This is a genomic window from Rathayibacter sp. AY2B7 (assembly GCF_002931635.1).
GTDB lineage: Bacteria > Actinomycetota > Actinomycetes > Actinomycetales > Microbacteriaceae > Rathayibacter.
The window spans coordinates 1-25,648 of record NZ_PSUC01000005.1 but is presented as its reverse complement, the minus strand read 5'-3'; the positions used below and the strand labels follow the sequence as shown (position 1 = coordinate 25,648).

Sequence of the window (25,648 nt, the reverse complement as noted above, 5' to 3'; positions counted from 1 at the left end):
TCGTTGGCGAGGTCCCGGGCGGTGCGTCTCGGACCCCGCTACCTGACCCTCTGGCAGACGCTGGAAGCCAACACCCGCGGCGGCAAGCGCTTCCGCCCGCTGATGGTGATCTCGGCGTACGAGGCCCACGGCGGCCAGGATCCGGAGGCCGCCGCCCATCTCGGCGCGGCGTTCGAGCTGCTGCACACCGCGCTGATCGTGCACGACGACGTGATCGACCGCGACTTCGTGCGCCGCGGCGGCCCGAACGTCTCGGGCAGCTACCGCGACGAGGCGACGACCGCGGGCCTCTCCATCCCGATCGCCGAGCACCGGGGCACCTCCGTGGCCGTGATCGCCGGGGACCTCGCCCTCACCGGAGCCCACCGCCTCGTCGAGGGCGTCGGCGCCTCCGACGGCGTGCGGGCCCGCCTGCTCACCCTGCTCGACGAGGCCGTCTTCGCCTCCGCCGCGGGTGAGCTGGCCGATGTGGACTTCTCCCTCATGCCGGGCATGCCCTCGGTCGACGAGGTGCTCGAGATGGAGCGCCTCAAGACGGCCGTCTACTCGTTCGAGGCGCCGCTGCAGGCCGGAGCGATCCTCGCCGGGGCCTCGGACGCCGCGGTGGACGCCCTCGGCGAGTTCGGCCGCTGGATCGGCATCGCCTATCAGATCGTCGACGACCTGCTCGGGGTCTTCGGCTCGGAGGGGCAGACCGGCAAGACCACGCTGGGCGACCTCCGCGAGGGCAAGCGCACCGTCCTCATCGCCCACGCGGCCGGCACGGACTGCTGGCCCGACATCGAGGCGCTGATCGGCGACGAGCACCTCGCGCCCGAGACCGCGGAGAAGGTGCGCGGCATCCTCGAGGAGTGCGGCGCCCGCAGCTACGCCGAGGGGCTCGCGAACCAGTTCGCCGATCGCGCCTGGGCGGCTCTGGAGACGCCCGCGGTGTCGGAGGCGTTCCGCAACGAGGTCCGCCCGCTGGTGGCCAGCGTGGTCGGGCGCACCCGATGAGCGCTGTCCGCCACGCGCGGATGCGCGCGACGATGCGCTCCGCCCGGCCGAGCCCCCGTACGGTGGCACGATGAGCCGCCAGAGCGAACTGTACGACCGCGTCGCGCACGAGTCGTCCGCGCAGGTGATCCGCCGCTACTCCACCTCCTTCGGGCTGGCTACGCGCCTGCTCGCCCCGGGCGTCCGCGAGCGGGTGGAGGACGTCTACGCCCTCGTGCGCGTCGCCGACGAGATCGTCGACGGCGTCGCCGAGGAGGCCCGTCTCGACCGGGCCGCGGTGGAGGAGTCCCTCGACGCCTTCGAGGCCGAGACCGAGCGCGCGCTCGCCTCCGGCTACAGCTCCAACCTCGTGATCCACGCCTTCGCGCGGACCGCGCGGGCGACCGGATTCGGCACCGAGCTCACCCGGCCGTTCTTCGCGTCGATGCGCGCCGACCTCCGCGAGACCGAGCACACCCCCGAGTCCTTCGAGGCCTACGTCTACGGCTCCGCCGAGGTCGTCGGGCTGATGTGCCTGCACGTGTTCCTCGCGGCGCCGGACGCGGGGCTCGTCTCCGAGACCGCCCGCGCGCGGCTCGTGGCCGGAGCGCGCCGCCTGGGCGCCGCGTTCCAGAAGGTCAACTTCCTCCGCGATCTCGCCGCCGACGTCGACGGCCTCGGCCGCAGCTACTTCCCCGGAGTCGACCCGCGGGCGTTCTCCGAGCGCGACAAGGCCTCGCTGCTCGCCGACCTCGACGACGACCTCGCCGAGGCCGCCGCCATCGTGCCCGAGCTCCCGCGCTCGAGCCGGCGCGCGGTCCTGCTCGCCCACTCCCTCTTCGCCGCCCTGGCCGACCGGATCCGCGCGACGCCCGCCGAGGAGCTCCTCCGCGCCCGCGTCAGCGTGCCCACGGCCGCCAAGGCGGCGCTCGCGGCGAAGGCGGCCGTGTCGACGCTCGGCCCGCGCCTGGGCCCCGGCCCCGTCCGCGCGACCCGCTCGAGGACCGGCCCGCACCGCGCCGTCGTCATCGGCGGGGGGATCGGCGGGCTCGCCTCCGCCGCGCTGCTCGCGCGCGACGGCTACGACGTGACCCTCCTGGAGGCGCGCGAGGCCGTCGGCGGCCGCGCCGGCTCGTGGGAGCACGAGGGCTTCCGCTTCGACACCGGTCCCTCCTGGTACCTGATGCCCGAGGTGTTCGACCACTTCTTCCGCCTGATGGGCACCAGCGCCGAGGAGCGCCTCGACCTCGTCACGCTCGACCCCGGCTACCGGGTCTACAGCGAGGGCGTCGACGAGCCGATCGACGTGCTCGCCGACCTCGAGTCGAACCTCGCGCTCTTCGAGAGCATCGAGCCCGGAGCGGGCGAGCGGATGCGCGCGTACCTCGACTCCGCGCGCGACACCTACGAGATGGCCAAGCGCCGCTTCCTCTACACGAGCTTCTCGTCCTTCCTCCCGCTGCTGCGCCGCGACGTGCTCAGCCGGACCGGGAGGCTCGGCCGCCTGCTGCTCACGCCGCTCGACACGTTCGCGGCGACGGCGGTCACCGACAACCGGCTGCGCCAGATCCTCGGCTACCCGGCCGTCTTCCTCGGCTCCTCGCCGTTCGCCGCGCCGAGCATGTACCACCTGATGAGCCATCTCGACCTCGCCGACGGCGTGCTCTACCCGATGGGCGGATTCACGAAGCTGATCGAGGCGGTCGCCGACGTCGCCGAGGAGGCCGGCGTCACCGTCCGCACGTCCTCGCCCGCGACACGGATCCTCACCGCGCGCTCGCCCCGCGGCGGACGCCGCGGCGCCGAGGTCGTCGGAGTCGAGTTCACGGGCCCCGACGGCACGGAGCGGATCCCCGCCGACCTGGTCGTCAACGCCTCCGACCTCTTCACCACCGAGCAGTCGCTCCTCCCCGAGGAGCTGCGGACCTACCCGCCCGCCTACTGGGAGAAGCGCGAGCCCGGCCCGAGCGCCGTCCTCGTCCTCCTGGGCGTGCGCGGGGAGCTGCCCGAGCTCGAGCACCACACCCTGCTCTTCACGAAGGACTGGCGCGACAACTTCGACAAGATCTTCGGCGAGCACCCGACCGTCCCCGATCCCGCGTCGATCTACGTCTGCCGCCCGAGCGCGACCGACGCGAGCACGGCTCCGGAGGGGCACGAGAACCTGTTCGTGCTCGTGCCGATCCCGGCCGACACCTCGATCGGCCACGGCGGAGTCGACGGCGCGGGCGACGCGCGCGTCGAGGCCATCGCCGACCAGGCCATCGCGCAGATCGCGTCCTGGACCGGCGCGACCGACCTGGCCGAGCGGATCGTCGTCCGCCGCACCATCGGCCCGGCCGACTTCGAGAGCGACCTCGGCGCCTGGCGCGGCTCGATGCTCGGACCGGCCCACGTCCTCTCGCAGAGCGCCTTCTTCCGCGCCGGGAACGTCAGCAGGCACGTCGACGGACTGCTCTTCGCCGGCAGCTCCACGATCCCCGGCATCGGCCTGCCGATGTGCATCATCAGCGCCGAGGTCATGCTCAAGCGCGTGCGCGGCGACGTGTCGACCGAGCCGCTGCCCGTGCGGGAGGCGCCGTCCGCTCCGGTCGCGCCCGTCGCCGTGGGGGAGTAGGCGTGGGGATCCTCTACCTGCTCGCGCTCCTCGTCTCGATCACCGGGATGATCGTGCTCGACCGCCGCTTCCGGCTGTTCTTCTGGGCGGACGCGCGACGCGCGGCGATCGTGCTGCCCGTGGGAGTCGCGTTCTTCCTGGTCTGGGACCTCGTCGGGATCGGCCTGGGCGTCTTCTTCCGCGGCGAGACCTCCTACATGACCGGCCTGCAGATCGCGCCGGAGCTCCCGGTCGAGGAGGTCCTCTTCCTCACCCTGCTCTGCTACCTGACGATGGATGTGCACGGCTTCCTCTCGCAGCGGGTCGCCCGGCGGGCGGAGGCGCGCGCGTGACCTACCTCCTCCTCAATGCCGTGTTCCTCGCGGTGGTGCTGGTGCTGCTGCTGCTCGCGCTGCGCCGACGCGTCCTGCGCCTGCCCGTCGTCCTCGGCACCCTCGCCGTGCTGCTGGTGATGACCGCCGTGTTCGACAACATCATGATCGGAGTGGGCCTGCTGGTCGCCTACGACGACGACCTGATCTCGGGCATCCGGATCGGTGTCGCTCCGATCGAGGACTTCGCCTACGCCATCGCCGCGGCCCTCGCCCTCCCGGCGCTCTGGGTGCTCCTGCCCTCGCGTCGTCGGAGCGAGCCGTGAACCGGCTGCGCGCGCTGTTCGTCTCGAGCCGCCCGCTGAGCTGGGTCAACACCGCCTACCCGTTCGCGGCGGCGTACCTGCTGACCACCCGCGAGATCGACCTCGCCTTCGTGCTCGGCACGATCTACTTCCTCATCCCCTACAACCTCGCGATGTACGGGATCAACGACGTCTTCGACTACGAGTCCGACCTGCGGAACCCCCGCAAGGGCGGCGTCGAGGGCGCCGTGCTCGACCGGAGCGAGCACCGAGCGACGCTCATCGCGGCGGTGGCCACGAACGTGCCGTTCCTGGTGGCGCTCGTGCTGCTCGGGTCACCGGTCTCGTGGCTGGTCCTCGCGATCAGCGTCTTCGCCGTGATCGCCTACAGTGCGCCGGGGCTCCGCTTCAAGGAGCGCCCGTTCGTCGACTCGCTGACCTCGGCGACCCACTTCGTCAGCCCGGCCGTCTACGGGATCGCCCTCGCGGGCACCGTGGTCACCGGACCTCTGGTGGCGCTGCTCGTGGCGTTCTTCCTCTGGGGGATCGCGAGCCACGCCTTCGGCGCGGTGCAGGACATCCTGGCCGACCGCGCGGGCGGCATCGGCTCGATCGCGACCGTGATCGGGGCGAAGGCGACCACGCGCTTCGCCATCGGCGCCTACGTCGCGAGCGGACTGCTCCTGCTCCTGCTGCCCTGGCCGGGGACCCTCGCGGCGATCCTCGCGGTGCCGTACGCGGTGAGCATCTGGCCGTACCGGTCCCTCGAGGACGCCGAGGCGGAGCGGGCGAACGCGGGCTGGAAGCGCTTCCTCGCGCTGAACTTCCTGACCGGCTTCCTCGTCACGCTCCTGCTGATCGTGTTCTGGATCGCCACGGTCTGATCCGCGGCCGGCGGCGCGCGGGGAGGGGCCTCGCCCGCGTCTCCGCGGGCCGGGCCTCGTCAGTCCCGGCGGGCGGGCGGAGCGAGCCGCGGCTCCGGCACGACGGGGGCGGTGGCCGGCGGGCGGCGCACCGGCAGGAGCAGCACCAGCCCCACGGCGAGGACGAGGACGAGCCCGAGGATGCCCCAGTACTGCACGTTCGCCTCGCCGCTGCCCGAGACGGCCGCGGCGATCGAGACGGCGGCTGCGAAGGCGGCGGGCGCGAGGAACGAGGCCGCCCGCCCGGTGGTCGCGTAGAGGCCGAAGATCTCGCCCTCGCGTCCCTCCGGGATGAGGCGGGCCAGGTAGCTGCGGCTCGCCGACTGCGCCGGGCCGACGAACAGGCACAGCAGCAGGCCGAAGATCCAGAACACCGTGCTCCCCCCGTCGTGCAGGACGAAGACGGCGGTGCCGCAGACGACCAGGCCGATGAGCGAGGCGACGATCACGGCCTTGGGGCCGATGCGGTCGTCGAGCGCGCCGACCGAGATGGTCGCCACTCCGGCCACGACGTTCGCGGCGATGGCGAACAGGATCACCTCGCCGGCGTCGAAGCCGAAGGTGCCCTGCGCCAGCACGCCGCCGAAGGTGAAGACCCCGGTGAGCCCGTCGCGGAACACAGCGCTGGCGATGAGGAAGGCCACGGTGCTGCGGTTCTCGCGCCAGAGGGCGGCGACCTGCGCGAAGAGCGCGCGGTAGGAGGCGATCACGCCGACGCGCTCCGCCCGGCTCGCCTGTGCCGGCGTCTCCGGCACCGCGACCAGCACCGGGAGGGCGAAGACGGCGAACCACACGCCGGCGACCAGGATCGAGACGCGCACGTCGAGGCCGTCGTCCCCCGTCACTCCGAAGAGCCCGACCTCGGGCGAGATGAAGCCGAAGTACACGATCAGCAGCAGGACGATCCCGCCCACGTAGCCCATGCCCCAGCCGAAGCCGGAGACGCGGCCGATGGTCGCCCGGGTCGAGACCTGGAGGAGCATCGCGTTGTAGTTGACGCTCGCGAACTCGAAGAAGACCGTGCCGACCGCGAGCAGTCCGAGTCCCAGCCAGAGGAGGGCCGGGTCGGGGCGCACGAGGAACATCAGCAGGATGCAGAGGACGACAACGGCGGAGTGGATCCCCAGCCAGAACCGGCGGCGCCCGCCGAGGTCGGCCCGGCGGCCGGTGATCGGCGCGATGACGGCGACGACCACGCCGGCGGCGGCGAGGGACCAGCCGAGCGCGGCCGAGACTCCGCTCGAGGTGCCGAAGAGCCCGTCGGTGGTCAGGTAGACGGTGAAGACGAAGGTGGTCACCACCGCGTTGAAGGCCGATCCGCCCCAGTCCCACAGGCCCCAGGCGAGGACGGGCCAGCGGCCGGTGCGCGTCGTCATGGGCCCACCGTAGGGGGAGGAGGTGAACGGCCGGAAGCGGCGGGACCCGCGAGTCTGAGAGTTGAGCCGATGCGACTCAACTTCTCGCCTCCGGACTTGACGCGAGACGACGGATGCGTAAACTTGAGCGTGCGGGGCTCAACTCCCGCAGAGGATTCCGCACCACCCGTCAACTGACCGGCAGCCGCCCGCGCGACGCCGATCGCGAAGGAGAACAACGCATATGTCCCGTGCCGTAGGCATCGACCTGGGAACCACCAACTCTGTCGTGGCCGTCCTCGAGGGAGGCGAGCCCACCGTCATCGCCAACGCCGAGGGCTTCCGCACCACGCCGTCCGTCGTGGCGTTCACCAAGGACGGGGAGGTGCTCGTCGGCGAGACCGCGAAGCGCCAGGCCGTCACCAACGTCGACCGCACCATCGCGTCGGTCAAGCGCCACATGGGCACCGACTGGACCTTCGGCGTCGAGGACAAGAAGTACACCCCGCAGGAGATCTCGGCCCGCATCCTGGGCAAGCTCAAGCGCGACGCGGAGCAGTACCTGGGCGACAAGGTGACCGACGCTGTCATCACCGTCCCGGCCTACTTCAACGATGCCGAGCGCCAGGCGACCAAGGACGCCGGCGAGATCGCCGGCCTCAACGTCCTGCGCATCATCAACGAGCCCACCGCGGCCGCGCTGGCCTACGGCCTCGACAAGGGCAAGGAGGACGAGCTCATCCTCGTCTTCGACCTCGGCGGCGGAACGTTCGACGTCTCCCTCCTCGAGGTGGGCAAGGACGACGACTTCTCGACCATCCAGGTCCGCGCGACCTCGGGCGACAACCGCCTCGGCGGCGACGACTGGGACCAGCGCGTCGTCGACCACCTGGTCAAGCGCTTCAAGGACTCGACCGGCGTCGACGTCTCGAAGGACAAGATCGCTCGCCAGCGCCTCAAGGAGGCCGCGGAGCAGGCGAAGAAGGAGCTCTCCTCGAGCACCTCGACCAGCATCCAGCTGCCCTACCTCTCGCTCACCGAGAACGGCCCGGCGAACCTCGACGAGACGCTCACCCGCGCCAAGTTCGAGGAGCTCACCAGCGACCTGATCGAGCGCACCCGCAAGCCCTTCACCGACGTCATCGCCGAGGCGGGCGTCAAGGTCGAGGACATCGCTCACGTGGTCCTCGTCGGCGGCTCGACCCGCATGCCGGCCGTGGCCGAGCTCGTCAAGAAGCTCACCGGCGGCAAGGAGCCCAACAAGGGCGTCAACCCGGACGAGGTCGTCGCCGTCGGCGCCGCGCTGCAGGCCGGCGTCCTCAAGGGCGAGCGCAAGGACGTCCTCCTGATCGACGTGACCCCGCTCTCGCTGGGCATCGAGACCAAGGGCGGGATCATGACCAAGCTCATCGAGCGCAACACCGCGATCCCGACCAAGAGGTCCGAGACCTTCACCACGGCCGACGACAACCAGCCGTCCGTCGCTATCCAGGTCTTCCAGGGCGAGCGCGAGTTCACCCGCGACAACAAGAACCTGGGCACGTTCGAGCTGACCGGCATCGCGCCGGCCCCGCGCGGCATCCCGCAGGTCGAGGTCACCTTCGACATCGACGCCAACGGCATCGTCCACGTATCCGCGAAGGACAAGGGCACCGGCAAGGAGCAGTCGATGACGATCACGGGCGGCTCGTCGCTGCCCAAGGACGACATCGACCGCATGGTCCGCGAGGCCGAGGAGCACGCCGCCGAGGACAAGGCCCGCCGCGAGGCCGCCGAGATCCGCAACAACGCCGAGACCCTGGCGTACTCGATCGACAAGCTGATCAAGGACAACGAGGACAAGCTGCCCGAGGACGTCAAGTCCGAGGTGCAGGGAGACGTCGACGCGCTGAAGACCGCGCTCGCCGGCGACGACGACGCGGCCGTCAAGACCGCGTTCGACGCCCTCAACGCCTCGCAGACCAAGATCGGCCAGGCGATCTACTCCCAGGACCAGGCCGCGCAGAGCGCCCCCGCGGACGCTCCGGCCGACGGTGACAAGAAGGACGACGAGGACATCGTCGACGCCGAGGTCATCGACGAGGACGAGCCGAAGGACACGAAGTAGCCATGGCAGCCGAGAACGAGCCCCAGGACCTCCCCGAGGAGCAGCCGGTCACCGGCGGCGAGGCGGGAGCCGAGGCGGCGCAGGACGCCCAGGACCAGGAGGGCCTCATCGAGGCCGAGGGGCCCGACGTCGAGACCAGCCTCTCGGACGCCGACCTCTCGTTCCTCTCGGGACAGTCCAGCGCCGAGACGCTCGCGGCCGAGCACCTCGCCGATCTCCAGCGGGTGACCGCGGAGTACGCGAACTACCGCAAGCGCACCGAGGCCAACCGCCAGGTCGACAAGGAGCGGGCGATCGGCGACGCGGTGAAGGTCATCCTCCCCGTGCTCGACGACCTCGACCGCGCCGAGAAGCACGGCGACCTCGCCGAGGGCGGACCCTTCACGGCCATCGCGCAGAAGCTGCGCGGCGGAGTGGAGAAGCTCGGCCTGGTGAAGACCGGCACCGTGGGCGACCTGTTCGACCCGAACATCCACGAGGCGATCTTCCAGCAGCCCACCCCCGGCGCCGAGACCTCCACGGTCGCGGACGTCGTCGAGGCGGGCTACTACCTCGGAGGCTCGCTGCTGCGGGCCGCCAAGGTGGTCGTGGCAGTCCCCGCCGACTGACACCGCCACCGGCACCACCACCGCGGAGGACCCCGCCCCGCTCGGCAGCACGCTGCCGGACCGGGGCGGGGTCCCTCGCCGCATTCGACACAGGAAGAGGCACATGGCCAGCCAGGATTGGTTCGACAAGGACTTCTACAAGGTCCTCGGCGTGTCCAAGGACGTCTCCGCCGCGGACCTGAAGAAGACCTACCGCAAGCTCGCCCGCCAGTTCCACCCCGACTCCAACCCGGGGGACGCGAAGGCCGAGGCGCGCTTCAAGGAGATCAGCGAGGCGTACACCGTGCTCTCGGACGCCGAGCAGCGCAAGGAGTACGACCAGATCCGCGCCATGGGCGGCGGAGCGCGCTTCACCGCGGGAGGCCAGCCCGGAGGGTTCGACGACGTCTTCGGCGGCATGTTCGGCCAGGGCGGGCGCACCTCCTACAGCACCCAGCAGGGCCCGCCGCCCGGCTTCGAGGACATCCTCGGCGGCATGTTCGGCGGCGGAGGCAGCCGCTTCGGCCAGCCCAGCGGCGGCTACCGCGGCTTCGGCGGCCCGCAGAAGGGCGCCGACGTCACCGCCAGCACCACCATCGACTTCCGCACCGCGACCCGGGGCGACACCGTCCAGCTGCAGACCGGCGACGGGCGCACCCTCTCAGTGCGCATCCCGGCCGGCGTGGCCGACGACCAGAAGATCCGCGTCCGCGGCAAGGGCCGCCCCAGCCCGGACGGCGGTGATCCCGGCGACCTGGTGCTCACCGTCTCGGTCCGCAAGCATCCGGTGTTCGAGCGCGACGGGCTGAACCTGCGCGTGACGGTCCCCGTGACCTTCGTCGAGGCCGTCTTCGGCGCGACGATCGAGGTGCCGACCCTCGGCGGCGAGCCCGTCAAGCTCCGGGTCGCCGCAGGCACCCCGAGCGGCCGCGTCCTGCGCGTCAAGGGCCGCGGCGTCACGACTCCCAAGGGCACGGGCGACCTGCTCGCCGTCCTGCAGGTCGCCGTCCCGAGCCACCTGTCCGCCGCCGCCCGTGAGGCCCTCGAGGCCTACGCCGCCGCCGAGCCGGACGAGGACCCGCGCGAGGACATCCTGGAGAAGGCCCGCTACTAGCACCGGATCGGCGCGACCGGTCGGAGGAGGAGACATGGACGAGAACACGCCCGTCTTCGCGATCGCCGTCGCCGCCGAGCTGGCGGGGATGCACCCGCAGACGCTCCGGCAGTACGACCGGCTCGGGCTCGTGAGCCCGACCCGCACCGCGGGCAAGTCGCGCCGCTACTCGATGCGCGACGTGGTGCAGCTGCGCGAGGTCGCCCGGCTCTCCTCCGAGGGCGTCTCTCTCGAGGGCATCGCGCGCATCCTGCAGCTCGAGAACCAGGTGCAGTCGCTCTCGCAGCGGGTGCGCGAGCTGGAGTCGGCCCTCGCCGACGAGCTCCTGAACCGGCCGGGCCGCCGCGTGTTCGCCGCCGGACTCGAGGGGGACGTGGTCACTCTGCGCCACGGCACGCGCGCGCAGCGCCGGACCGAGCTGGTCGTCTGGCGCCCCGCGCCACGATCAGGGGCCGCCGACGACGCCACACCCTGAACGAGGGGTAGCCTGACCGGGCGCCGCCCCGTCATCGCGGCGCCTGCCCCTCCGCTCGGGGCGGAGAGCAGGAGGACCGCCGTGGACCACGACAGCAGCACCCCGCGCGACGAGCGCGACGAGCGCGACGAGCGCGACGAGCGCGACGCCCGCCGAGAGCAGGCCGCCCAGGAGCAGTCCGCCCAGGAGCAGGCCGCCCAGGAGCAGGCCGCCCAGGAGCAGGCCGCCCAGGAGCAGTCCGCCCAGGAGCAGTCCGCCCAGGAGCAGTCCGCCCAGGAGCAGTCCGCCCAGGAGCAGGTGTCGAACGCTGCACGACAGGAGCAGGCCCCGGACTCCACGCGCGCGTCCCGCCGGACGCCGGTCGTCCCCGACAACGGGTTCTCCCGCGAGTCCTACGCGATCCACGCCACCCGCAGCGACCTCCCCCTCTTCTCGGAGGCGCTGAACGCCGGCCGCGACGACTCCGGCTGGCTGTCGTCGCTCTCGAGCACCCTCGCCGGTCCCACCGGACCGGTCGGCTCCCCGGACTCGGCCGCTGAGACGGCACAGGCCGCACTCGACCGCCGCACCCGCCGTCGGAGCGACGAGTCCGACTCCTGAGCCGCGGCCCCGGCTAGTCGCGCAGGCGCGTGGCGGCCATCCGGGCGTCGACCAGGCGGCCGCCGCTGAGGCGGGCGAGGATCACGGAGCCGAACGGCAGCGCGCGCACGAGGGGCAGACCCTCGACCCGCTCCTCGTCCGTGTAGCCGAGGAGGACGTACATCCCGACCACGGCGATCGCGGCGATCGTCGCGACCCGCGCCGGGATCTGGTCCATCGTGCCGCCTCCGCCGTCGATCGGCTCGGCGAGCGTGACGCACATGAGGAAGATCGACGCGTAGACCGCCAGGTGCACGTGGGAGCGGCTCCACGGGCGCGCGAGCGCGGCGATCGGCAGGATCCAGAGGGCGTACCAGGGGTGGATGGCGGTCGACGCCGTCACGAACGCGAGCAGCGCGCCGGACAGGCGGGCGAGCGGATCGATGGAGCGCCGCGACAGCATGAGGCGCGCAGCGATCAGGCCGGCGAGCCCGAGCGCGAGGATCTTGACCACGGCGATCGCCGCGGCGGGGTCGTGACCGGTGAACTCGACGGCGCGGGAGACCGAGACCGTGACGAACGACATCGGCGCGTACCAGTGCAGGATCGAGCCGGGCACGACCATCGCCGCTACCCAGCCGACCCCGACGCCCGCGAGCAGCCCGACGGCGACCACGAGGCCGAGCGCTCCGGCGCCCGTCCAGAGCCAGCCGCGGGCGCGCTCGCGCCACGTCGCGTCGTGGCGCAGCCACAGCAGCGCGAGCACGGGGAGCGCGATCACGGCGATCGGCTTGATCGCGATCGCTCCGGCCATCAGCACGACGGCGGCGATGCGCCGGTCGGTCTGGGCGTAGTAAAGCGACGCGAGGATGAGCGCCAGCATCACGGAGTCGTTGTGGCCGGCGACGACGAAGAGCACGAGGGTCAGCGGGTTGGCGACGATCGTCCAGGCGGTGAGCGGGACCGAGAGGCCGCGCAGGCGCGCCAGGCGGAGCGCGTAGACGGCCATGACGGCGACGCCGGCGACCGACACGGCGCGGAGCATCGCGATCGAGAGCTCGGGTGCGCCGTAGCCCGCGAACTGCACGGCGGTGCGCTCGATCAGGAGGTAGAGGGGCCCGTAGGGCGTGGGCGTGTCGGCCCAGAGCGGGTCGACGCCGAGGTCGAACCAGCCGGGGAGCGTCGCGACGCCATGGGTGTAGGGGTCGATGCCCTGGGTCATCAAGCGACCCTGCGCCACGTAGGAGAACATGTCGTGGCTGAACAGCGGCACCGTCACGAGGAGCGGAGCGGTCCAGGCGAGGGCCGCCACCACGATGGTGCGGACGGAGCCGGGGCCCGCCGCGAGCGCGACCGTGCGCAGGCGGAGCCACGCGATCAGCAGCAGCATCCCGCCGCCCACGACGAGGGCGCCGCTGGACTCGGTGAGCCAGCCCGTGGCGCGGATGGAGGCGACGAGAGGCCAGTCGCGGATGGGCGAGCCGGCGGGCAGGTAGCCCACGCCGAGCGAGCCGAGGAGGATCGCGATCGAGCCCAGCAGGCCCGTCGCCAGCGGTGCGGCCTCGATGAAGCGGAGCCGCGGTCGGCGCTGCCGTCCCGTTGCCCGGGCCGTGTCCGGCCGCTCGATCGTCCCCCGTGAAGCCATCGGAGCCACGCTAAAGGATGGGACTCCGAAGTGCATGGACGGCCGGTGAACGGTTGATCAGTCGGCGCTCAGGTTGTACAAGCACCCGCCCGCGCACCGATCAGGGAAGGCGCGGCACCGGGGCCGGCTCCGCGAAGCGCAGCTGGTTGCCGAACGGATCGATCACGTCGAGCGCGAAGCCGAACGGCGTGCGGGTGATCCGCGGGTTGAGGTAGGGGTACGCCTTCGCGTCGAGCTCGGCGTGCAGCTCGCGGACACCGCGGAGGGCGACGTGCACCGCGGCGCCGGGACTGCCGTCGCGGTGGTGCTCGCTGAGGTGCAGGCGGAGCCCCGAGCGCGACACCTGCAGGTAGAGGGGGGCGTCGAGCGCGGCGCGGTGCTCCCAGTCCACCTCGAAGCCGAGGTAGTCGACGTAGAACTCGCCCGCCTTGGCGACCGAGAAGATCCGCAGGATCGGCACGGCCGCCTCCAGCCGCACCGGCTCGAGCCGGTCCGGCTCCTCCGCGCTCGACCGGTCCCGTGCACGCCGTCTCGTCTCCACGCCACGAGGCTAGCCGCCCCACGGTCGGCCCGGCGCCGGAGGGTCAGTCGACGAGATCGAGACCGCGCAGCAGCCGGAGGGTCTCGACCCCGGCGGGCGGGCAGCGGCCCGCATCGGAGCCGTCGACCCAGTGCAGAGAGTCGATCTCGCCGCTCGGGCGCGCCTCGCGGTCGAGCTCGGCGGCGAAGACGCTCATGTGGACCTCCCGCCCCTCCGGCTCGCCGTGCGCCTGGGTGCGGACGGTGAACAGGGGCTCGAGGCCGAGCGCGACGGCGCCGAGCTCCTCGCGGGCCTCCCGGGCCGCCGCCTCGATCCCGCTCTCGCCCTCGTCGACCTTGCCGCCGGGGAGGTAGAGGACGTCGCGGCCCCGCGCCGTGACCATCAGGACGTGCCGGTCGCGGAGGACGGCGACGGCGGACACGACGATCGGCGGGAGGGTGCTCATCCGCTCATCATGCCCGCCGCGGGCGGACCGGCTCGGCGCCCCCGCGGCTAGCATGGGGGCACACCAGAAGGACGCGCGCAGCCGGCGCGCGCCGGGGCCCCGTGCGCCCGAACAGCTGAGGAGCAACCCGTGGCAGAACCCACCACCCTCGACAAAGTCATCACCCTCGCGCAGCACAGGGGATTCGTCTTCCCCTCGGGTGAGATCTACGGGGGCACCCGCTCCGCGTGGGACTACGGGCCGCTCGGCGTGGAGTTCAAGGAGAACATCAAGCGCCAGTGGTGGAAGACCTTCGTGCAGGGCCGGGGCGACGTCGTCGGCCTGGACTCCGCGGTCATCCTGCCCACGGCGATCTGGCACGCCTCGGGACACGTCGGCGTCTTCTCGGACCCGCTGACCGAGTCGCTGATCACCCACAAGCGCTACCGCGCCGACCACCTCTTCGAGAAGTACGAGGAGGTCAACGGCCACCCGCCCGTGAACGGCCTCGCCGACATCCCGGACCCGGAGCACCCCGACAAGGTCGGCCAGTGGACCGAGATCAAGCAGTTCTCGGGCCTGATGAAGACCTACCTCGGCGTCGTCGACGACGAGTCGGGGCTGCACTACCTGCGTCCCGAGACCGCCCAGGGCATCTTCACCAACTTCGCGAACGTGCTGCAGAGCGCCCGTCGCAAGCCGCCCTTCGGCATCGGCCAGATCGGCAAGGCGTTCCGCAACGAGATCACCCCCGGCAACTTCATCTTCCGCACCCGCGAGTTCGAGCAGATGGAGCTCGAGTTCTTCGTCGAGCCCGGCACGGACGAGGAGTGGCAGGAGACCTGGATGCAGCTCGCCTGGGACTGGTTCGTCGGGCTCGGGATGAACCCCGAGAACATCCGGCAGTACGAGCACCCGAAGGACAAGCTCTCCCACTACTCGAAGCGCACCGTCGACATCGAGTACCGCTTCAGCTTCACCTCGGGCGAGTGGGGCGAGCTGATGGGAGTCGCGAACCGCACCGACTACGACCTCAAGACGCACATCGAGCACTCGGGCAAGGACCTCTCGTTCTTCGACCAGAACAAGAACGAGCGCTACGTGCCGTTCGTGATCGAGCCGTCGTTCGGTCTCACCCGCGCGCTCATGGCGTTCCTCGTCGACGCCTACGAGGAGCAGGAGCTGCCGCCGAACGCCAAGGGCAAGGTCGAGACGCGGACCGTGCTGCACCTCGACCCGCGCCTCGCGCCGGTGAAGGTGGCCGTGCTGCCGCTCTCGCGCAACGAGGCCCTCTCGCCGCTCGCGCGCCGAGTCGCCGACCAGCTGCGCCAGCTCTGGAACGTCGACTTCGACGACTCCGGAGCGATCGGCCGCCGCTACCGCCGCCAGGACGAGATCGGCACCCCGTACTGCGTGACCGTCGACTTCGACTCGCTCGAGGACGACGCCGTGACCGTCCGCGACCGCGACACGATGAAGCAGGAGCGCATCCCGCTCGAGCAGCTCGAGTCGTACCTCTTCACCGGGCTCCGCGGGGCCTGACGCACCTCGCGGGACGCCGCCGACCGGACGGCCGGCGGCGTCCCGCCGGGCGCGGACCAGCGGGCTCTGCGGTCAGCGCTCGCGGGCGAGCAGGGCGAAGACGAGGGTCGAGGTCCACTCGCCCTTGCAGAACTCGTCCTCCCGGTGGTGCGCCTCGAGGCGCATCCCGAGGCGCTCGCAGAGGCGGGCGGACGCGGTGTTCCGAGCGTCGAGCTGCGCGATCACGCGGTGCGCGCCGAGGGTGTCGAACGCGAGGTCGAGCAGCGCCCGGGCGGCCTCGGTCGCGTAGCCGCGCCCCTGCGCCTCCGGGTGCAGCACCCAGCCGATCTCGACCGCCTCCTGCTCGGCGGACGTAGCGATGAGCGTGAGGTCGCCGATCATCCGCCCGGCGAGGACGCCCTCCCGGGGGACGATCGCCAGCACGGCCACGTCGCCGTCGGCGGCGAGCCGTGTCGAGGGGAGGCGGCGCTGCAGGTGCGCCCGCGACTCCTCGGGGGTGCGCACCGGCCAGCGGAGGAACCGGACGGCATCGGGGTCGCCATGGTAGCGCGCGTGGTCCTCGGCGTCCTCCGGTCCGAGGGGACGCAGGAGCAGGCGCTCGGTGAGCAGCGGCGCGGAGCGCAGCGGCTCCGCATCGAAGGGGAGCCGGAGGCTCACGCGGTGGCGGCGTCAGAGTCGGGGCGCGCGGCGGCGGGCTCGGCCGGGACCTCGATGCCGAAGAGCGCCTCGAGCCCGGTGAGGTACGCCTCCTGCGCTCCGGCGCGCGCGTAGTCGCGGGCGCGGACGCTCGGGGTGTGCAGCAGCACGCCGGCGAGGTGGCGGAGCGCCTGCTCGGTGCGGCCGTCCTCGTCGCCGCGCGAGCGGGCCCGCTCGATCTCGGCGTCGAGCGCGTCGAACACGTGGGCGCGCAGGGCGACGACGGCCGGAGTGAGGCTCTTCTCGTCGGCGACGTCCGAGAACTTCCGGGCCGCCTTGTCGACGAGCGCGCGCGCCTGCTGCGACGCGTCGAGCACATCGAGAGGCGCGTGCAGGCTGATCGTCTCGAGGTCGAGGAGCTCGACGCCGGCGACCGAGGTGACGTCGGAGGCGACGTTGCGCGGCAGGCCCAGGTCGATCACGAGCTGGCGCTCGCGGGAGAAGCCCTGGAGGCGCCCGGCGGCGAGCAGGGCGGCGTCGAGCACCGGCTCCTGGGTCGTGGTGCAGGTGATGACGATGTCGGCCGAGACCGCCTCGAGCGCGAGATCGGAGGCGGCGACGGGCCGGAGCGAGCGGCGGGCGGCGAAGCCCTCGGCGCGGCCGGAGGGGGAGTGCACGGCGATGTCGACCACTCCGCGGTCGCGCAGGGCCGCGACGGTCGCACGCGCGTAGCTGCCGGTGCCGACGAGGAGGACGCGGGCGGCCCGCCAGTCGGTGACGCGGCTCGCGGCGAGGTCGAGCGCGAGGCGCACGATCGAGCGGCCGGCGCTGCCGAGGCCGGTGCGGTTCTTGATGCCGCGCGAGGTCTGCGAGGCGCGCTGGAACAGCCGCTCGAGCTCGGAGGAGGTGGTGCCGAGGCGGCGAGCCTCCTCGAGGGACCGGCGGACCTGGCCCGCGATCTCGCCCTCGCCGACCACGACGGACTCGAGCCCGCTGGAGACGGCGAAGAGGTGCTCGGCCACCCGGTCGCCCGAGACGACGTCGACGCTCCCGCGCAGCTCGTCCTGCTCGACGCCGGTCGCGGCGCTGACGGCGGCGGTGGCGGCCTCGACGGCGACGGCCTGCGCGGCGGTCAGCGGCTCCTCGATGTCGAGGTAGGCCTCGAAGCGGTTGCAGGTCGCGACGACGACGGCTCCGGAGACGAAGTCGATCCCCTCGGAGAGGGCCGCGGTCACGGCGGAGGAGTCGACGGAGAGCTTCTCGAGGAGATCGAAGCTGGCGTTCTTGTGCGACGCCGTCAGACACAGAAGCACCACGTCAGTCTACGCGCGCTCTGCGGGGCGGGGTCCCCGGACTGGGGAGGAATGCACGGATGCGCCTGGAATAATGCCGCGGTGACCTCCCCCACCGACGGCCTGCTCGATCCGCTGCACCCCCTCTCCGCCGGCCGCACGGCCGACTCGCTGCTCCTGCGCGCCTACCGCTCCGAGCGGGGCGAGAGGACGCCCGTCTGGTTCATGCGCCAGGCCGGCCGCAGCCTCCCGGAGTACCGGGCCCTGCGCACCGACACGAAGATGCTCGACGCCTGCCTCGACCCGGCCCTGGCGAGCGAGATCACCCTGCAGCCGGTGCGGCGCCACGGAGTGGACGCGGCCATCTTCTTCAGCGACATCGTGATCCCGCTGCGGCTCGCGGGCGTCGGCGTCGACATCGTCCCCGGGCGCGGTCCGGTGCTCGAGAAGCCGGTGCGCACGGCCGCCGACGTCGCCGAGCTCGCCTCGATCGACCCGTCCGTCCTCGACGAGACGCTCGAGCCCATCCGCGAGGGCGTGCGCCGCACCGTCGCGGGCCTCGGCGACACACCGCTCATCGGCTTCGCCGGCGCTCCCTTCACCCTGGCCGCCTACCTGGTGGAGGGCGGCCCGTCCAAGGACCACCTGCGCGCGCGGACGATGATGCACGCCGACCCCGCCGCCTGGGCTCAGCTGATGGAGTGGACCGCCGAGGTCACCGGCCGCTTCCTCCGCGCGCAGGTGCTCGCCGGGGCCAGCGCCGCGCAGCTCTTCGACTCCTGGGCCGGGGCGCTCTCGCTCTCGGACTACACGACCCACGTCGCTCCCGCCTCCGCGCGCGCCCTCGTCCACGTGCGCGACCTCGCGTTCGACCACGGGGAGACGCGCCGCAACGTCCCGATCGTGCACTTCGGCGTCGGCACCGGCGAGCTGCTCGGAGCGATGCACGGCATCGGCGCCGACGTGGTGGGCGTCGACTACCGGATCCCGCTCGACGAGGCCAACCACCGCCTCGGCGGCTTCGTGCCGGTGCAGGGCAACGTCGACCCGGCCCTGCTGACCGCGCCGTGGGAGGTCCTCGAGGCCCACGTCGACGACGTGCTCCGCCGGGGCCTGAGCGCCCCCGCGCACGTGCTCAACCTCGGCCACGGCGTGCCGCCCGAGACCGACCCCGACGTGCTCACGCGCCTCGTCGCGTTCGTGCACGCCTGGCGGCCGTGAGCGAGGAGCGCCCCCGCGACGCGGCGTCGTACGACGTCGCGGTCGTCGGCGGCGGAGTGGCGGGTCTCGCCGCCGCCGCGGAGTGCCTGCGCATCGGCCTGCGCGTCGTGGTGCTCGAGGCGGGGGAGCGGGTCGGCGGCTCCGTCTCTCCGCTCGCCCTGGCCGGAGCCGCGCTCGACGCGGGCGCCGAGAGCTTCGCCACCCGGGGCGGCCACGTCGAGCGGGCGCTCGCCGCGCTGACCCTCGACGGCGTCCCGCTCGCCGAGTCGATCGTCGAGCCCCGGACGCACGGCTCGTGGCTGCACCTCTCGGGCGGCCGCTCCGTGCCGTCGCCCCGGGCCGGAATCCTCGGCATCCCCGGCACGCCGCTCGCCCCCGACGTCGTGCGGGCGATCGGCCGCCGCGGCGCCTGGCGCGCCTGGCTCGACACCCTGATGCCCGTGCTGCGCATCGGCCGCGCCCACTCCCTCGCCGAGCTGGTGCGCACCCGGATGGGCGAGCGCGTGCTCGAGGACCTGGTCGCGCCGGTCGTCTCCGGCGTCTACTCGAGCCGGCCGGACGACATCGACGTCGACCTGGCCGCACCCGGACTGAACGGCGCGCTCACCCGCGCGGGCTCCCTCGCCCGGGCCGTGGCCGCCCTCCGCTCGAACCTCCCGGCCGGAGTCGCGGTCCGCGGGCTCGAGGGCGGGATGCACCGCCTGGTCGCCGCGCTGGTCCAGCGGATCGACTACCTCTCCGGCGAGGTCCGCACCGGCGCCTCCGTGCAGCGGCTCGAGGGCTCCGACGGGGACTTCGTCCTGACCCTCGCCGACGGCACTCTGAGCGCCCGAGCGGTGATCGTCTCGACGCCGGAGCGCGACGCCCGGGCGCTGCTCGCCGGCCTCGCTCCCGCCGTCGCGGAGCGCGCAGACGAGGCGCCCCACGACTCCGTCGAGCTGGTGACCCTGGTCCTCGACGACGCCCGCCTGGACGCAGCCCCCCGCGGCTCCGGCGTGCTCGTGGCGCCCACCGCCACCGACGTCACGGCCAAGGCGATCACGCACGCGACCGCGAAGTGGGACTGGCTGGCCGCCTCCCTCCCTCCCGGGCGCCACGTGCTGCGCCTCTCCTACGGGCGCCCGGGCGAGCGACCGCCGCTCGAGGGGCGCACCGATGCCGAGGCGGCCGCGATCGCCCTGGTCGACGCCTCGACGCTGCTCGGACTCGCCCTCGATCCGGCGTCGCTCGTCGACTCCGCCCGGGTGCGCTGGGCCAACGTCCGGCCCGCCGCGGCGCTGGGCCGCCGCGCGCACCTGGAGGCGTTCCGCGAGGCGCTCCTCCCGATCGAGGGAGTCGCCGTGACCGGCACCTGGATCGCGGGCACGGGCCTCGCCTCGGTGCTCCCGCACGCCGCCGAGACGGCCGCCCTTATCCGGCGCCGACTGGTGCGTCAAGGAGTCGGGCTGCCGAGCGACGCCCGCGACGCCGACGGCTACTCTTAGGCCCAGGCATCCGCGCGAGCGTGCGGCGTGCCCCGGCACGAGTGGTCACCGACCGCGTGGACGATCGCGAGAGCGACCCAGGACGAGGAGTAGGCGTGAAGGGCAAGATTCTTTTCGTGGCAGGAGCCGCAGCCGGGTACGTGCTGGGAGCACGCGCCGGCCGCAAGCGGTACGAGCAGATCGCCTCGGCGGCAGGCCGCTTCTGGCGGACCCAGCCGGTGCAGGACGTCGCGGGCGCCGTCGGCGGTGCCGCGAAGACCCAGCTGAGCAGCGTCTCGGACAAGGCGTACGAGGTCGTGCGCTCGGTGGTCGTCAAGGCCGTGTCCGGCGGCAGGAAGGCCCAGGGAGCGAGCGACGCGGAGGCGTCGGCCGCCGCCCGCAAGGCGGCCTCGAAGGTCGACGAGGCCGCGGCGTCGGCCGGCTCCGGCGGGTCGACGACGTCCACCTCCACCAGCAGGGCCTAGTGCTCATCCCTCCGGCCGTGCCAGGCGCGCGCCGGCCGGCACGTCCCACCCTCGAGGAGCTCCCGTGGTGAACGAACGCAATCCCAAGAACGCCCGATCACTGGGAGAGCTGGTCAGCGACCTGCCCGGCCTCGTGATCGAGCTCGTCAAGGCCGAGGTCGCCTCGCTGAAGAACGAGCTGGCGGGCAAGGCGAAGAGCGCGGGTCTGGCCGTCGGCCTGTTCGCGGTCGCGGCCTTCCTCCTCCTGACCGCGTGGGCGACGCTGGTCGCCTTCGCGATCATCGGCATCGCCTCCTGGCTTCCGGCCTGGCTGTCGGCGCTGATCGTGACGGTCTTCTTCCTCCTGGTGGCCGTGATCCTCGCCCTCGTCGGCGTGCGCACCATCAAGAAGGCCGTGCCGCCGGTGCCGCAGGACTCGATCGACAGCATCAAGAAGGACGTCCAGGCGTTCAAGGGAGTGGGCAGCTATGACAACTGAGCGATCCGTCAGCAGCACCACGCCCCGCTTCGTCGACCCGGCGGAGCTGAAGCCCGGCCAGCTGAAGGCCGACATCGAGCGCGCTCGCTCCGAGCTCGCCGCGACCCTCGACGCGATCGAGTACAAGGTCAACGTGCCGCGCAAGGTGCGTACCGCCCAGCGGACGATCGAGCGCAAGCTCCAGGTGGTGCGCCGCCAGAACCCCTCCGCGCTGATCGCCGGAGCGGTCGGCGCCGCCGCCGCCGTGGGCCTCGTCGTCTGGGGCGTCGCGAAGCAGATCATCGAGGACTGAGTGCCGGAGGGCCCGGGGCGCTAGCGTCCCGGGCCCTCCGGCGCCAGAGCCCCCGCCGCTTTTGTGCATCGGCACGAGCGGAGGGATGATGGATCAATGACCGATCAGACCGCCGGCACGGCGGGTCCCGTTCAGTCCGCCCCCGACACGAGCGCCGCCGCTCCGGCGCCGCAGCCCCCCGCCGATCAGGATCACTCCGATCAGGCCCTGGGATACACGCTCTGGGCGGTTCTCCGCAGGGATCCCGCACGTCCGTTCACCCTCTCCAGCGACGCCGTGGATCCCGCGGTGAAGCAGTACGAGCACCTCGTCGCCCAGCTCGAGGGCGAGGGCGTGACCGTCCGCGGCACCTACGACGTCTCGGCCCTGCGCGCCGACGCCGACATCATGCTGTGGCTCACGGGCCCGGCGCCCGAGGAGCTGCAGCGCGCCTACCGCGAGCTGCGGCGCACGGAGCTGCTGGTCGGCCTCCTGCCGACGTGGAACGCGATGGGCGTGCACCGCGACGCCGAGTTCAGCTCGAACCACCTCCCCGCCTACATGCGCGGGAAGGCGCCGGCCCGCTGGCTCACGGTCTACCCCTTCGTCCGCTCCTACGAGTGGTACATCCTCCCCGAGGAGGAGCGTCGCGCGATGCTCGCCCAGCACGGGCGCCAGGGCTCGCGGTTCCGCTCCGTCCTGACCAACACGGTCGCCTCGTTCTCGCTCGGCGACTACGAGTGGATCCTCGCCCTCGAGGACGAGGAGCTCGTCAACCTCGTCGACCTCATGCGCGACCTGCGCGCCACCGAGGCCCGCCGCCACGTGCGCGAGGAAGTCCCCTTCTACACAGGACGGCGCATCGACGCCGACCAGATCGCCGAGGTGCTCCGATGAGCGACACGACCAGCGAGCCGATCCTCGTCCGCGGCGCCACCCCTGCGGCGGCGTCCGGCCCCGAGCACGTCGAGGTCCCCGTGGCCTACGACGCGATCCTCCTCGCCGGCTTCGGCGGGCCCGAGGGCCAGGACGACGTCATCCCGTTCCTCCGCAACGTCACCCGCGGCCGCGGCATCCCGGAGGAGCGCCTCGAGGAGGTCGCCCACCACTACCGTCACTTCGGCGGCGTCAGCCCGATCAACGCGCAGAACCGCGCGCTGAAGAAGGCGCTCGAGGCCGAGCTCGCGAACCGCGGCATCGACCTCCCCGTGCTCTGGGGCAACCGCAACTGGGCGCCCTACATGAGCGAGGCCGTCGCCGAGGCGAAGGAGCGCGGGTTCACCAACCTGCTCGCCATCGCCACCAGCGCGTACTCCTCCTTCTCGTCCTGCAGGCAGTACCGCGAGGACTACGCGGCGGCGCTCGACGCGACCGGCCTCGAGGGCGAGCTGCGGATCGACAAGGTGCGCCAGTTCTTCGACCACCCCGGCTTCGTCATGCCGTTCGTCAAGGCCGTCCACGACGGGCTCGACGAGCTGCGCGAGCGGATGCCCGACCTCGATGTCACGTCCGAGGTGGAGGTGCTGTTCTCGACGCACTCGATCCCCATGGCCGACGCCGAGCGCAGCGGACCCCATGAGCGCCACGACGACGGCACCGTCGTCGACGTGCACGAGTTCGGACCGGGCGGCGCCTACGAGGCGCAGCACCTCGCCGTCGCCGAGGTCGTCATGGCCGCCGCCACGGACGAGGACGTGCCCTGGCAGCTGGTCTACCAGTCGCGCTCCGGCCCGCCCACCCAGCCCTGGCTCGAACCGGACATCAACGACGCCATCGCGGAGCTGCCGGCCCGCGGCCGCCGCGCGCTGCTGATCGTCCCGCTCGGCTTCGTGTCCGACCACATGGAGGTCATGTGGGACCTCGACAACGAGGCCCTCGAGACCTCGGAGGAGCACGGACTCGTCGCGCTCCGCGTCGCGACCCCCGGCACGGACCCGGTCTACGTCTCCGGCCTGATCGACCTGGTCCTCGAGCGCGTCAACGGCGTGCCGACCGAGGACCGGCCCTCGATGACGGCGCTCGGCCCCTGGTACGACGTCTGCCGCCCCGGCTGCTGCGAGAACGTGCGAGCGGGGTTCAAGCCCGCCCTGGCGGGAGTCGCACCGTGATGAGGAGTCGTCTGTCGTGAGCATCAGAGTCGGCACCCGCGCGAGCGCGCTCGCGGTGGCGCAGACCCGGATGACGGCCGATCTGATGTCGGCCGCCGCGGGGGTCCCCGTGGAGCTGGTGCGCATCGAGTCGGACGGCGACCGCATGCGCGGCTCGCTCGCCTCCCTCGGGGGCACCGGCGTGTTCGTCAGCGCCCTGCGCGACGCGCTGCTCGCCGGGCGCTGCGATGCGATCGTGCACTCGCTGAAGGACCTGCCCACCGCTCCGGTGGGGGGCCTGCTGCTCGGAGCGGTCCCCGAGCGGGAGGACCCGCGCGACGCGCTCTGCGCCCGCGATGGGCTCACCCTGGCGACCCTGCCGGTCGGAGCCCGCGTGGGCACGGGCTCGCCCCGCCGGCGCGCGGCGCTGCTGGCCGCCCGTCCGGATCTCGAGATCGTGGACATCCGCGGCAACATCGACACCCGGCTCCGGAGGGTGCTGGCCGGCAGCGACTCGCCGCTGGACGCGATCGTGCTCGCCCTGTCCGGTCTGCGCCGCCTCGGCCGGGTCGACGCGATCACCGAGGTGCTCGGCTTCGACGTCTCGCCGCACGCCCCCGGTCAGGGAGCGCTGGCCATCGAGGTGCGCGACGAGGAGCCGTCGGAGGAGCTGCGCGCCGCTCTCGCGGCGGTCGAGCACGTGCCGACCCGCGCGGCGATCACGGCCGAGCGGTCGCTCCTCGCCTCCCTCGAGGCCGGGTGCGCCGCTCCGATCGGAGCATCCGCGGTCGTCGAGGATGACCGCGTGGTCCTGCACGGCGTGGTCTTCGCCGTCGACGGCACGGCGTCCCTCGCACGGGAGGTCGCGGAGCCGGTCGATAACGGTTCGGTCGGCGGTGGTCGACACCGGGCGGATCCGCAGTATGGTGGTCGCGAACTGCCCGTCGTCGAAGCCGCGTTCCGTTGCGGCTCTCTGCTCGCTGACGCGCTTCTCGGTGCGGGTGCCGCCGAACTCGCACCCCTGGGAGCCCCTTCGTGATCGTCCCCGCCGCCTACTCCCAGTGGGAGAAGCCGTTGCAGGGGTGGCGCATCCTCGTCCCCCGCGGAGGCCCGTGGGGGGACGGTGTCGCCGCCGCTCTCCGTGCCAAGGGAGCCTCGCCCGTCGTCGCTCCGATGATCAACTTCGCGCCGACCGACGACTTCCCCGCGCTCGAGCAGGCCCTCGCCGACCTCGAGGCCGGCGCCTTCGACTGGATGACCGTCACGAGCGCCACCACGGTCGACGTCCTCTCCCTCCTGCGCACCACCGTGCCCGCGAGCACCAAGGTGGCGGCGGTCGGCGAGACCACGGCGGCCGCGCTCGTCGCCGCCGGGTACTCCGTCGACCTCGTCCCCTCCGAGGACAACTCCGCCCGCGGCCTCCTGGCCGAGTGGGAGGAGGCCACCGGCGGCCGGCACCCCCTGCGCGTGCTGACGCTGCGGTCCGAGATCGCCAAGCCGCTGCTCACCGAGGGCCTCACCCGCATCGGGCACGACGTGCGCTCCGTGGTCGCCTACCGCACGGTCGGCGTCCCGGTGGAGGAGCGCGTCGTGGCGGATGTCGCCGGCGGAGCCGTGCACGCGATCCTCGTCACCTCGGGCAGCGTCGCGGAGCAGGTCCAGAAGCAGCTCGGCCCGGTGCCCGAGTCGATCCTCGTCGCCGCGATCGGCCCGCAGACCGCGAAGGACGCCCGCGCCTTCGGCCTGCGCGTCGACGTCGTCGCCGACGAGCGCTCGGCCTCCTCCCTCATCGACGCGGTCGCCGCCGTCGCCACGGAGCGCGCTCCCCGCTGAGCCGCCTCCCCGGCACGACGTCGGCCGGGAGGGGCGGGCCGCGCCCCACAGGCCAGGGACCCGCCTCTCGGCTGACATCGTGCGTCAGGAGCACCTCCACCGGGTGGGGCGTCCGCGCTCCCGGGAGGTGCTCGGCGGGGCGGGATTACGCTGGAGGACATGACTGCCATCCGCCCGCGCCGCCTCCGCACGACCCCCGCACTCCGCCGCCTCGTCCAGGAGACGCGCATCCACCCGGCGCAGCTGATCCTGCCCCTCTTCGTGGCCGAGGGGATCACCGAGGCCCGGCCGATCGGGTCGATGCCGGGGGTCATGCACCACTCGCTGGACAGCGTCCGCGGAGCGGTGACGGAGGCGGCCGAGGCGGGGATCGGCGGGGTGA

At 72.7% G+C, this 25,648-nt stretch carries 26 protein-coding genes and 1 pseudogene; 21 read left to right on the top strand and 6 right to left on the bottom strand.

Annotated elements, in window-relative coordinates:
• The first annotated feature begins 21 nt into the window (after positions 1-21).
• The 5 genes from C5C27_RS01840 to C5C27_RS01825 all read left to right on the top strand — a co-directional run bounded on the left by C5C27_RS01840 (position 22) and on the right by C5C27_RS01825 (position 5,092).
• Complete coding sequence (locus C5C27_RS01840) at positions 22-996, top strand: polyprenyl synthetase family protein (protein WP_244229492.1); 975 nt, start codon at positions 22-24, stop codon at positions 994-996.
• 70 nt (positions 997-1,066) lie between these two features.
• The gene (gene crtI, locus C5C27_RS01835; protein ID WP_104255347.1) at positions 1,067-3,592 is read left to right on the top strand and encodes a phytoene desaturase family protein; all 2,526 of its coding nucleotides are present in this window, start codon (positions 1,067-1,069) and stop codon (positions 3,590-3,592) included.
• A 2-nt stretch (positions 3,593-3,594) separates the two neighbouring features.
• The gene (locus C5C27_RS01830) at positions 3,595-3,924 is read left to right on the top strand and encodes a lycopene cyclase domain-containing protein (protein WP_104222894.1); all 330 of its coding nucleotides are present in this window, start codon (positions 3,595-3,597) and stop codon (positions 3,922-3,924) included.
• Positions 3,921-4,229, top strand: a complete 309-nt coding sequence (locus C5C27_RS17820; RefSeq protein WP_181133418.1) for a lycopene cyclase domain-containing protein — start codon at positions 3,921-3,923, stop codon at positions 4,227-4,229. The genes C5C27_RS01830 and C5C27_RS17820 overlap by 4 nt, the downstream gene beginning before the upstream one ends.
• Complete coding sequence (locus C5C27_RS01825) at positions 4,226-5,092, top strand: prenyltransferase (protein WP_181133417.1); 867 nt, start codon at positions 4,226-4,228, stop codon at positions 5,090-5,092. Before C5C27_RS17820 ends, C5C27_RS01825 begins: the two co-directional genes overlap by 4 nt.
• A 59-nt stretch (positions 5,093-5,151) precedes the next feature.
• Here C5C27_RS01825 and C5C27_RS01820 read toward each other — a convergent pair whose 3' ends face one another.
• Positions 5,152-6,507: an MFS transporter gene (locus C5C27_RS01820; RefSeq protein WP_104313395.1), complete on the bottom strand. Its 1,356-nt coding sequence runs from the start codon at positions 6,505-6,507 to the stop codon at positions 5,152-5,154.
• Between the two features lie 223 nt (positions 6,508-6,730).
• Here C5C27_RS01820 and dnaK point away from each other — a divergent pair, with 223 nt between their 5' ends.
• The 5 genes from dnaK (at position 6,731) to C5C27_RS17815 (ending at position 11,369) form a co-directional block, all read left to right on the top strand.
• The gene (dnaK, locus tag C5C27_RS01815; protein ID WP_104222890.1) at positions 6,731-8,593 is read left to right on the top strand and encodes a molecular chaperone DnaK; all 1,863 of its coding nucleotides are present in this window, start codon (positions 6,731-6,733) and stop codon (positions 8,591-8,593) included.
• 2 nt (positions 8,594-8,595) lie between these two features.
• Positions 8,596-9,201 (top strand): nucleotide exchange factor GrpE, encoded by a 606-nt coding sequence (locus C5C27_RS01810; RefSeq protein ID WP_104313393.1) that lies wholly within the window; start codon positions 8,596-8,598, stop codon positions 9,199-9,201.
• 103 nt (positions 9,202-9,304) lie between these two features.
• A complete protein-coding gene (locus C5C27_RS01805; RefSeq protein ID WP_104222888.1) occupies positions 9,305-10,294 on the top strand; it encodes a DnaJ C-terminal domain-containing protein in 990 nt (329 codons plus the stop codon).
• Between the two features lie 34 nt (positions 10,295-10,328).
• Positions 10,329-10,769 (top strand): heat shock protein transcriptional repressor HspR, encoded by a 441-nt coding sequence (locus C5C27_RS01800; protein ID WP_104226135.1) that lies wholly within the window; start codon positions 10,329-10,331, stop codon positions 10,767-10,769.
• 81 nt (positions 10,770-10,850) lie between these two features.
• Positions 10,851-11,369 carry a hypothetical protein gene (locus C5C27_RS17815; RefSeq protein WP_181133416.1) on the top strand — a complete coding sequence of 173 codons (519 nt, stop codon included), beginning with the start codon at positions 10,851-10,853 and terminating at the stop codon, positions 11,367-11,369.
• 13 nt (positions 11,370-11,382) lie between these two features.
• Here C5C27_RS17815 and mptB read toward each other — a convergent pair whose 3' ends face one another.
• The 3 genes from mptB to C5C27_RS01780 all read right to left on the bottom strand — a co-directional run bounded on the left by mptB (position 11,383) and on the right by C5C27_RS01780 (position 13,979).
• Complete coding sequence (mptB, locus tag C5C27_RS01790) at positions 11,383-12,993, bottom strand: polyprenol phosphomannose-dependent alpha 1,6 mannosyltransferase MptB (RefSeq protein ID WP_104313389.1); 1,611 nt, start codon at positions 12,991-12,993, stop codon at positions 11,383-11,385.
• Positions 12,994-13,093: 100 nt separating this feature from the next.
• Entirely contained in the window at positions 13,094-13,534 is a 441-nt protein-coding gene (locus C5C27_RS01785) for a glyoxalase superfamily protein (RefSeq protein WP_208543318.1), read from the bottom strand.
• A 43-nt stretch (positions 13,535-13,577) separates the two neighbouring features.
• A complete protein-coding gene (locus tag C5C27_RS01780; RefSeq protein ID WP_104237622.1) occupies positions 13,578-13,979 on the bottom strand; it encodes an NUDIX domain-containing protein in 402 nt (133 codons plus the stop codon).
• A 129-nt stretch (positions 13,980-14,108) separates the two neighbouring features.
• Between C5C27_RS01780 and C5C27_RS01775 the strand changes: the two genes are divergently transcribed.
• A complete protein-coding gene (locus tag C5C27_RS01775; RefSeq protein WP_104313387.1) occupies positions 14,109-15,500 on the top strand; it encodes a glycine--tRNA ligase in 1,392 nt (463 codons plus the stop codon).
• 72 nt (positions 15,501-15,572) lie between these two features.
• On the opposite strand, the gene C5C27_RS01770 is transcribed toward C5C27_RS01775, so the two are convergent.
• Both C5C27_RS01770 and C5C27_RS01765 read right to left on the bottom strand, forming a co-directional pair.
• Complete coding sequence (locus C5C27_RS01770; RefSeq protein ID WP_258066473.1) at positions 15,573-16,157, bottom strand: GNAT family N-acetyltransferase; 585 nt, start codon at positions 16,155-16,157, stop codon at positions 15,573-15,575.
• Positions 16,154-17,449, bottom strand: coding sequence for a glutamyl-tRNA reductase (locus C5C27_RS01765; protein WP_104313445.1), 1,296 nt, complete (start codon positions 17,447-17,449; stop codon positions 16,154-16,156). Before C5C27_RS01765 ends, C5C27_RS01770 begins: the two co-directional genes overlap by 4 nt.
• A 51-nt stretch (positions 17,450-17,500) precedes the next feature.
• Here C5C27_RS01765 and hemE point away from each other — a divergent pair, with 51 nt between their 5' ends.
• The 10 genes and pseudogenes from hemE to C5C27_RS01715 form a co-directional block, all read left to right on the top strand.
• Positions 17,501-18,649 (top strand): uroporphyrinogen decarboxylase, encoded by a 1,149-nt coding sequence (hemE, locus tag C5C27_RS01760; RefSeq protein WP_104255341.1) that lies wholly within the window; start codon positions 17,501-17,503, stop codon positions 18,647-18,649.
• Entirely contained in the window at positions 18,646-20,133 is a 1,488-nt protein-coding gene (locus tag C5C27_RS01755; protein ID WP_258066472.1) for an NAD(P)/FAD-dependent oxidoreductase, read from the top strand. The genes hemE and C5C27_RS01755 overlap by 4 nt, the downstream gene beginning before the upstream one ends.
• A 116-nt stretch (positions 20,134-20,249) precedes the next feature.
• Positions 20,250-20,597 (top strand): YtxH domain-containing protein, encoded by a 348-nt coding sequence (locus C5C27_RS01750; RefSeq protein ID WP_146076886.1) that lies wholly within the window; start codon positions 20,250-20,252, stop codon positions 20,595-20,597.
• Positions 20,598-20,661: 64 nt separating this feature from the next.
• Positions 20,662-21,075, top strand: a complete 414-nt coding sequence (locus C5C27_RS01745; RefSeq protein ID WP_104222880.1) for a phage holin family protein — start codon at positions 20,662-20,664, stop codon at positions 21,073-21,075.
• Positions 21,065-21,367, top strand: a complete 303-nt coding sequence (locus C5C27_RS01740) for a DUF3618 domain-containing protein (RefSeq protein WP_104222879.1) — start codon at positions 21,065-21,067, stop codon at positions 21,365-21,367. The genes C5C27_RS01745 and C5C27_RS01740 overlap by 11 nt, the downstream gene beginning before the upstream one ends.
• A 96-nt stretch (positions 21,368-21,463) precedes the next feature.
• Positions 21,464-22,243, top strand: a complete 780-nt coding sequence (gene hemQ, locus C5C27_RS01735) for a hydrogen peroxide-dependent heme synthase (protein WP_104233087.1) — start codon at positions 21,464-21,466, stop codon at positions 22,241-22,243.
• On the top strand, positions 22,240-23,454 hold the full coding sequence (locus tag C5C27_RS01730) for a ferrochelatase (RefSeq protein WP_104226143.1): 1,215 nt from the start codon (positions 22,240-22,242) through the stop codon (positions 23,452-23,454). The genes hemQ and C5C27_RS01730 overlap by 4 nt, the downstream gene beginning before the upstream one ends.
• A gap of 16 nt (positions 23,455-23,470) precedes the next feature.
• Complete coding sequence (gene hemC / locus C5C27_RS01725; RefSeq protein ID WP_104313385.1) at positions 23,471-24,472, top strand: hydroxymethylbilane synthase; 1,002 nt, start codon at positions 23,471-23,473, stop codon at positions 24,470-24,472.
• Entirely contained in the window at positions 24,472-25,266 is a 795-nt protein-coding gene (locus C5C27_RS01720) for a uroporphyrinogen-III synthase (RefSeq protein WP_104222950.1), read from the top strand. The genes hemC and C5C27_RS01720 overlap by 1 nt, the downstream gene beginning before the upstream one ends.
• A gap of 159 nt (positions 25,267-25,425) precedes the next feature.
• Positions 25,426-25,648: pseudogene (locus tag C5C27_RS01715) on the top strand (porphobilinogen synthase); the annotation flags it as partial.

Excerpts from the sequence above, each read along its gene's own strand:
- crtI (WP_104255347.1), top strand. The coding sequence starts at position 1,067 with ATGAGCCGCCAGAGCGAACTGTACGACCGCGTCGCGCACGAGTCGTCC.
- C5C27_RS01820 (WP_104313395.1), bottom strand. The coding sequence starts at position 6,507 with ATGACGACGCGCACCGGCCGCTGGCCCGTCCTCGCCTGGGGCCTGTGG.
- dnaK (WP_104222890.1), top strand. The coding sequence starts at position 6,731 with ATGTCCCGTGCCGTAGGCATCGACCTGGGAACCACCAACTCTGTCGTG.
- C5C27_RS01810 (WP_104313393.1), top strand. The coding sequence starts at position 8,596 with ATGGCAGCCGAGAACGAGCCCCAGGACCTCCCCGAGGAGCAGCCGGTC.
- C5C27_RS01805 (WP_104222888.1), top strand. The coding sequence starts at position 9,305 with ATGGCCAGCCAGGATTGGTTCGACAAGGACTTCTACAAGGTCCTCGGC.
- C5C27_RS01800 (WP_104226135.1), top strand. The coding sequence starts at position 10,329 with ATGGACGAGAACACGCCCGTCTTCGCGATCGCCGTCGCCGCCGAGCTG.
- mptB (WP_104313389.1), bottom strand. The coding sequence starts at position 12,993 with ATGGCTTCACGGGGGACGATCGAGCGGCCGGACACGGCCCGGGCAACG.
- C5C27_RS01780 (WP_104237622.1), bottom strand. The coding sequence starts at position 13,979 with ATGAGCACCCTCCCGCCGATCGTCGTGTCCGCCGTCGCCGTCCTCCGC.
- hemE (WP_104255341.1), top strand. The coding sequence starts at position 17,501 with ATGCACGGATGCGCCTGGAATAATGCCGCGGTGACCTCCCCCACCGAC.
- C5C27_RS01740 (WP_104222879.1), top strand. The coding sequence starts at position 21,065 with ATGACAACTGAGCGATCCGTCAGCAGCACCACGCCCCGCTTCGTCGAC.
- hemQ (WP_104233087.1), top strand. The coding sequence starts at position 21,464 with ATGACCGATCAGACCGCCGGCACGGCGGGTCCCGTTCAGTCCGCCCCC.
- C5C27_RS01730 (WP_104226143.1), top strand. The coding sequence starts at position 22,240 with ATGAGCGACACGACCAGCGAGCCGATCCTCGTCCGCGGCGCCACCCCT.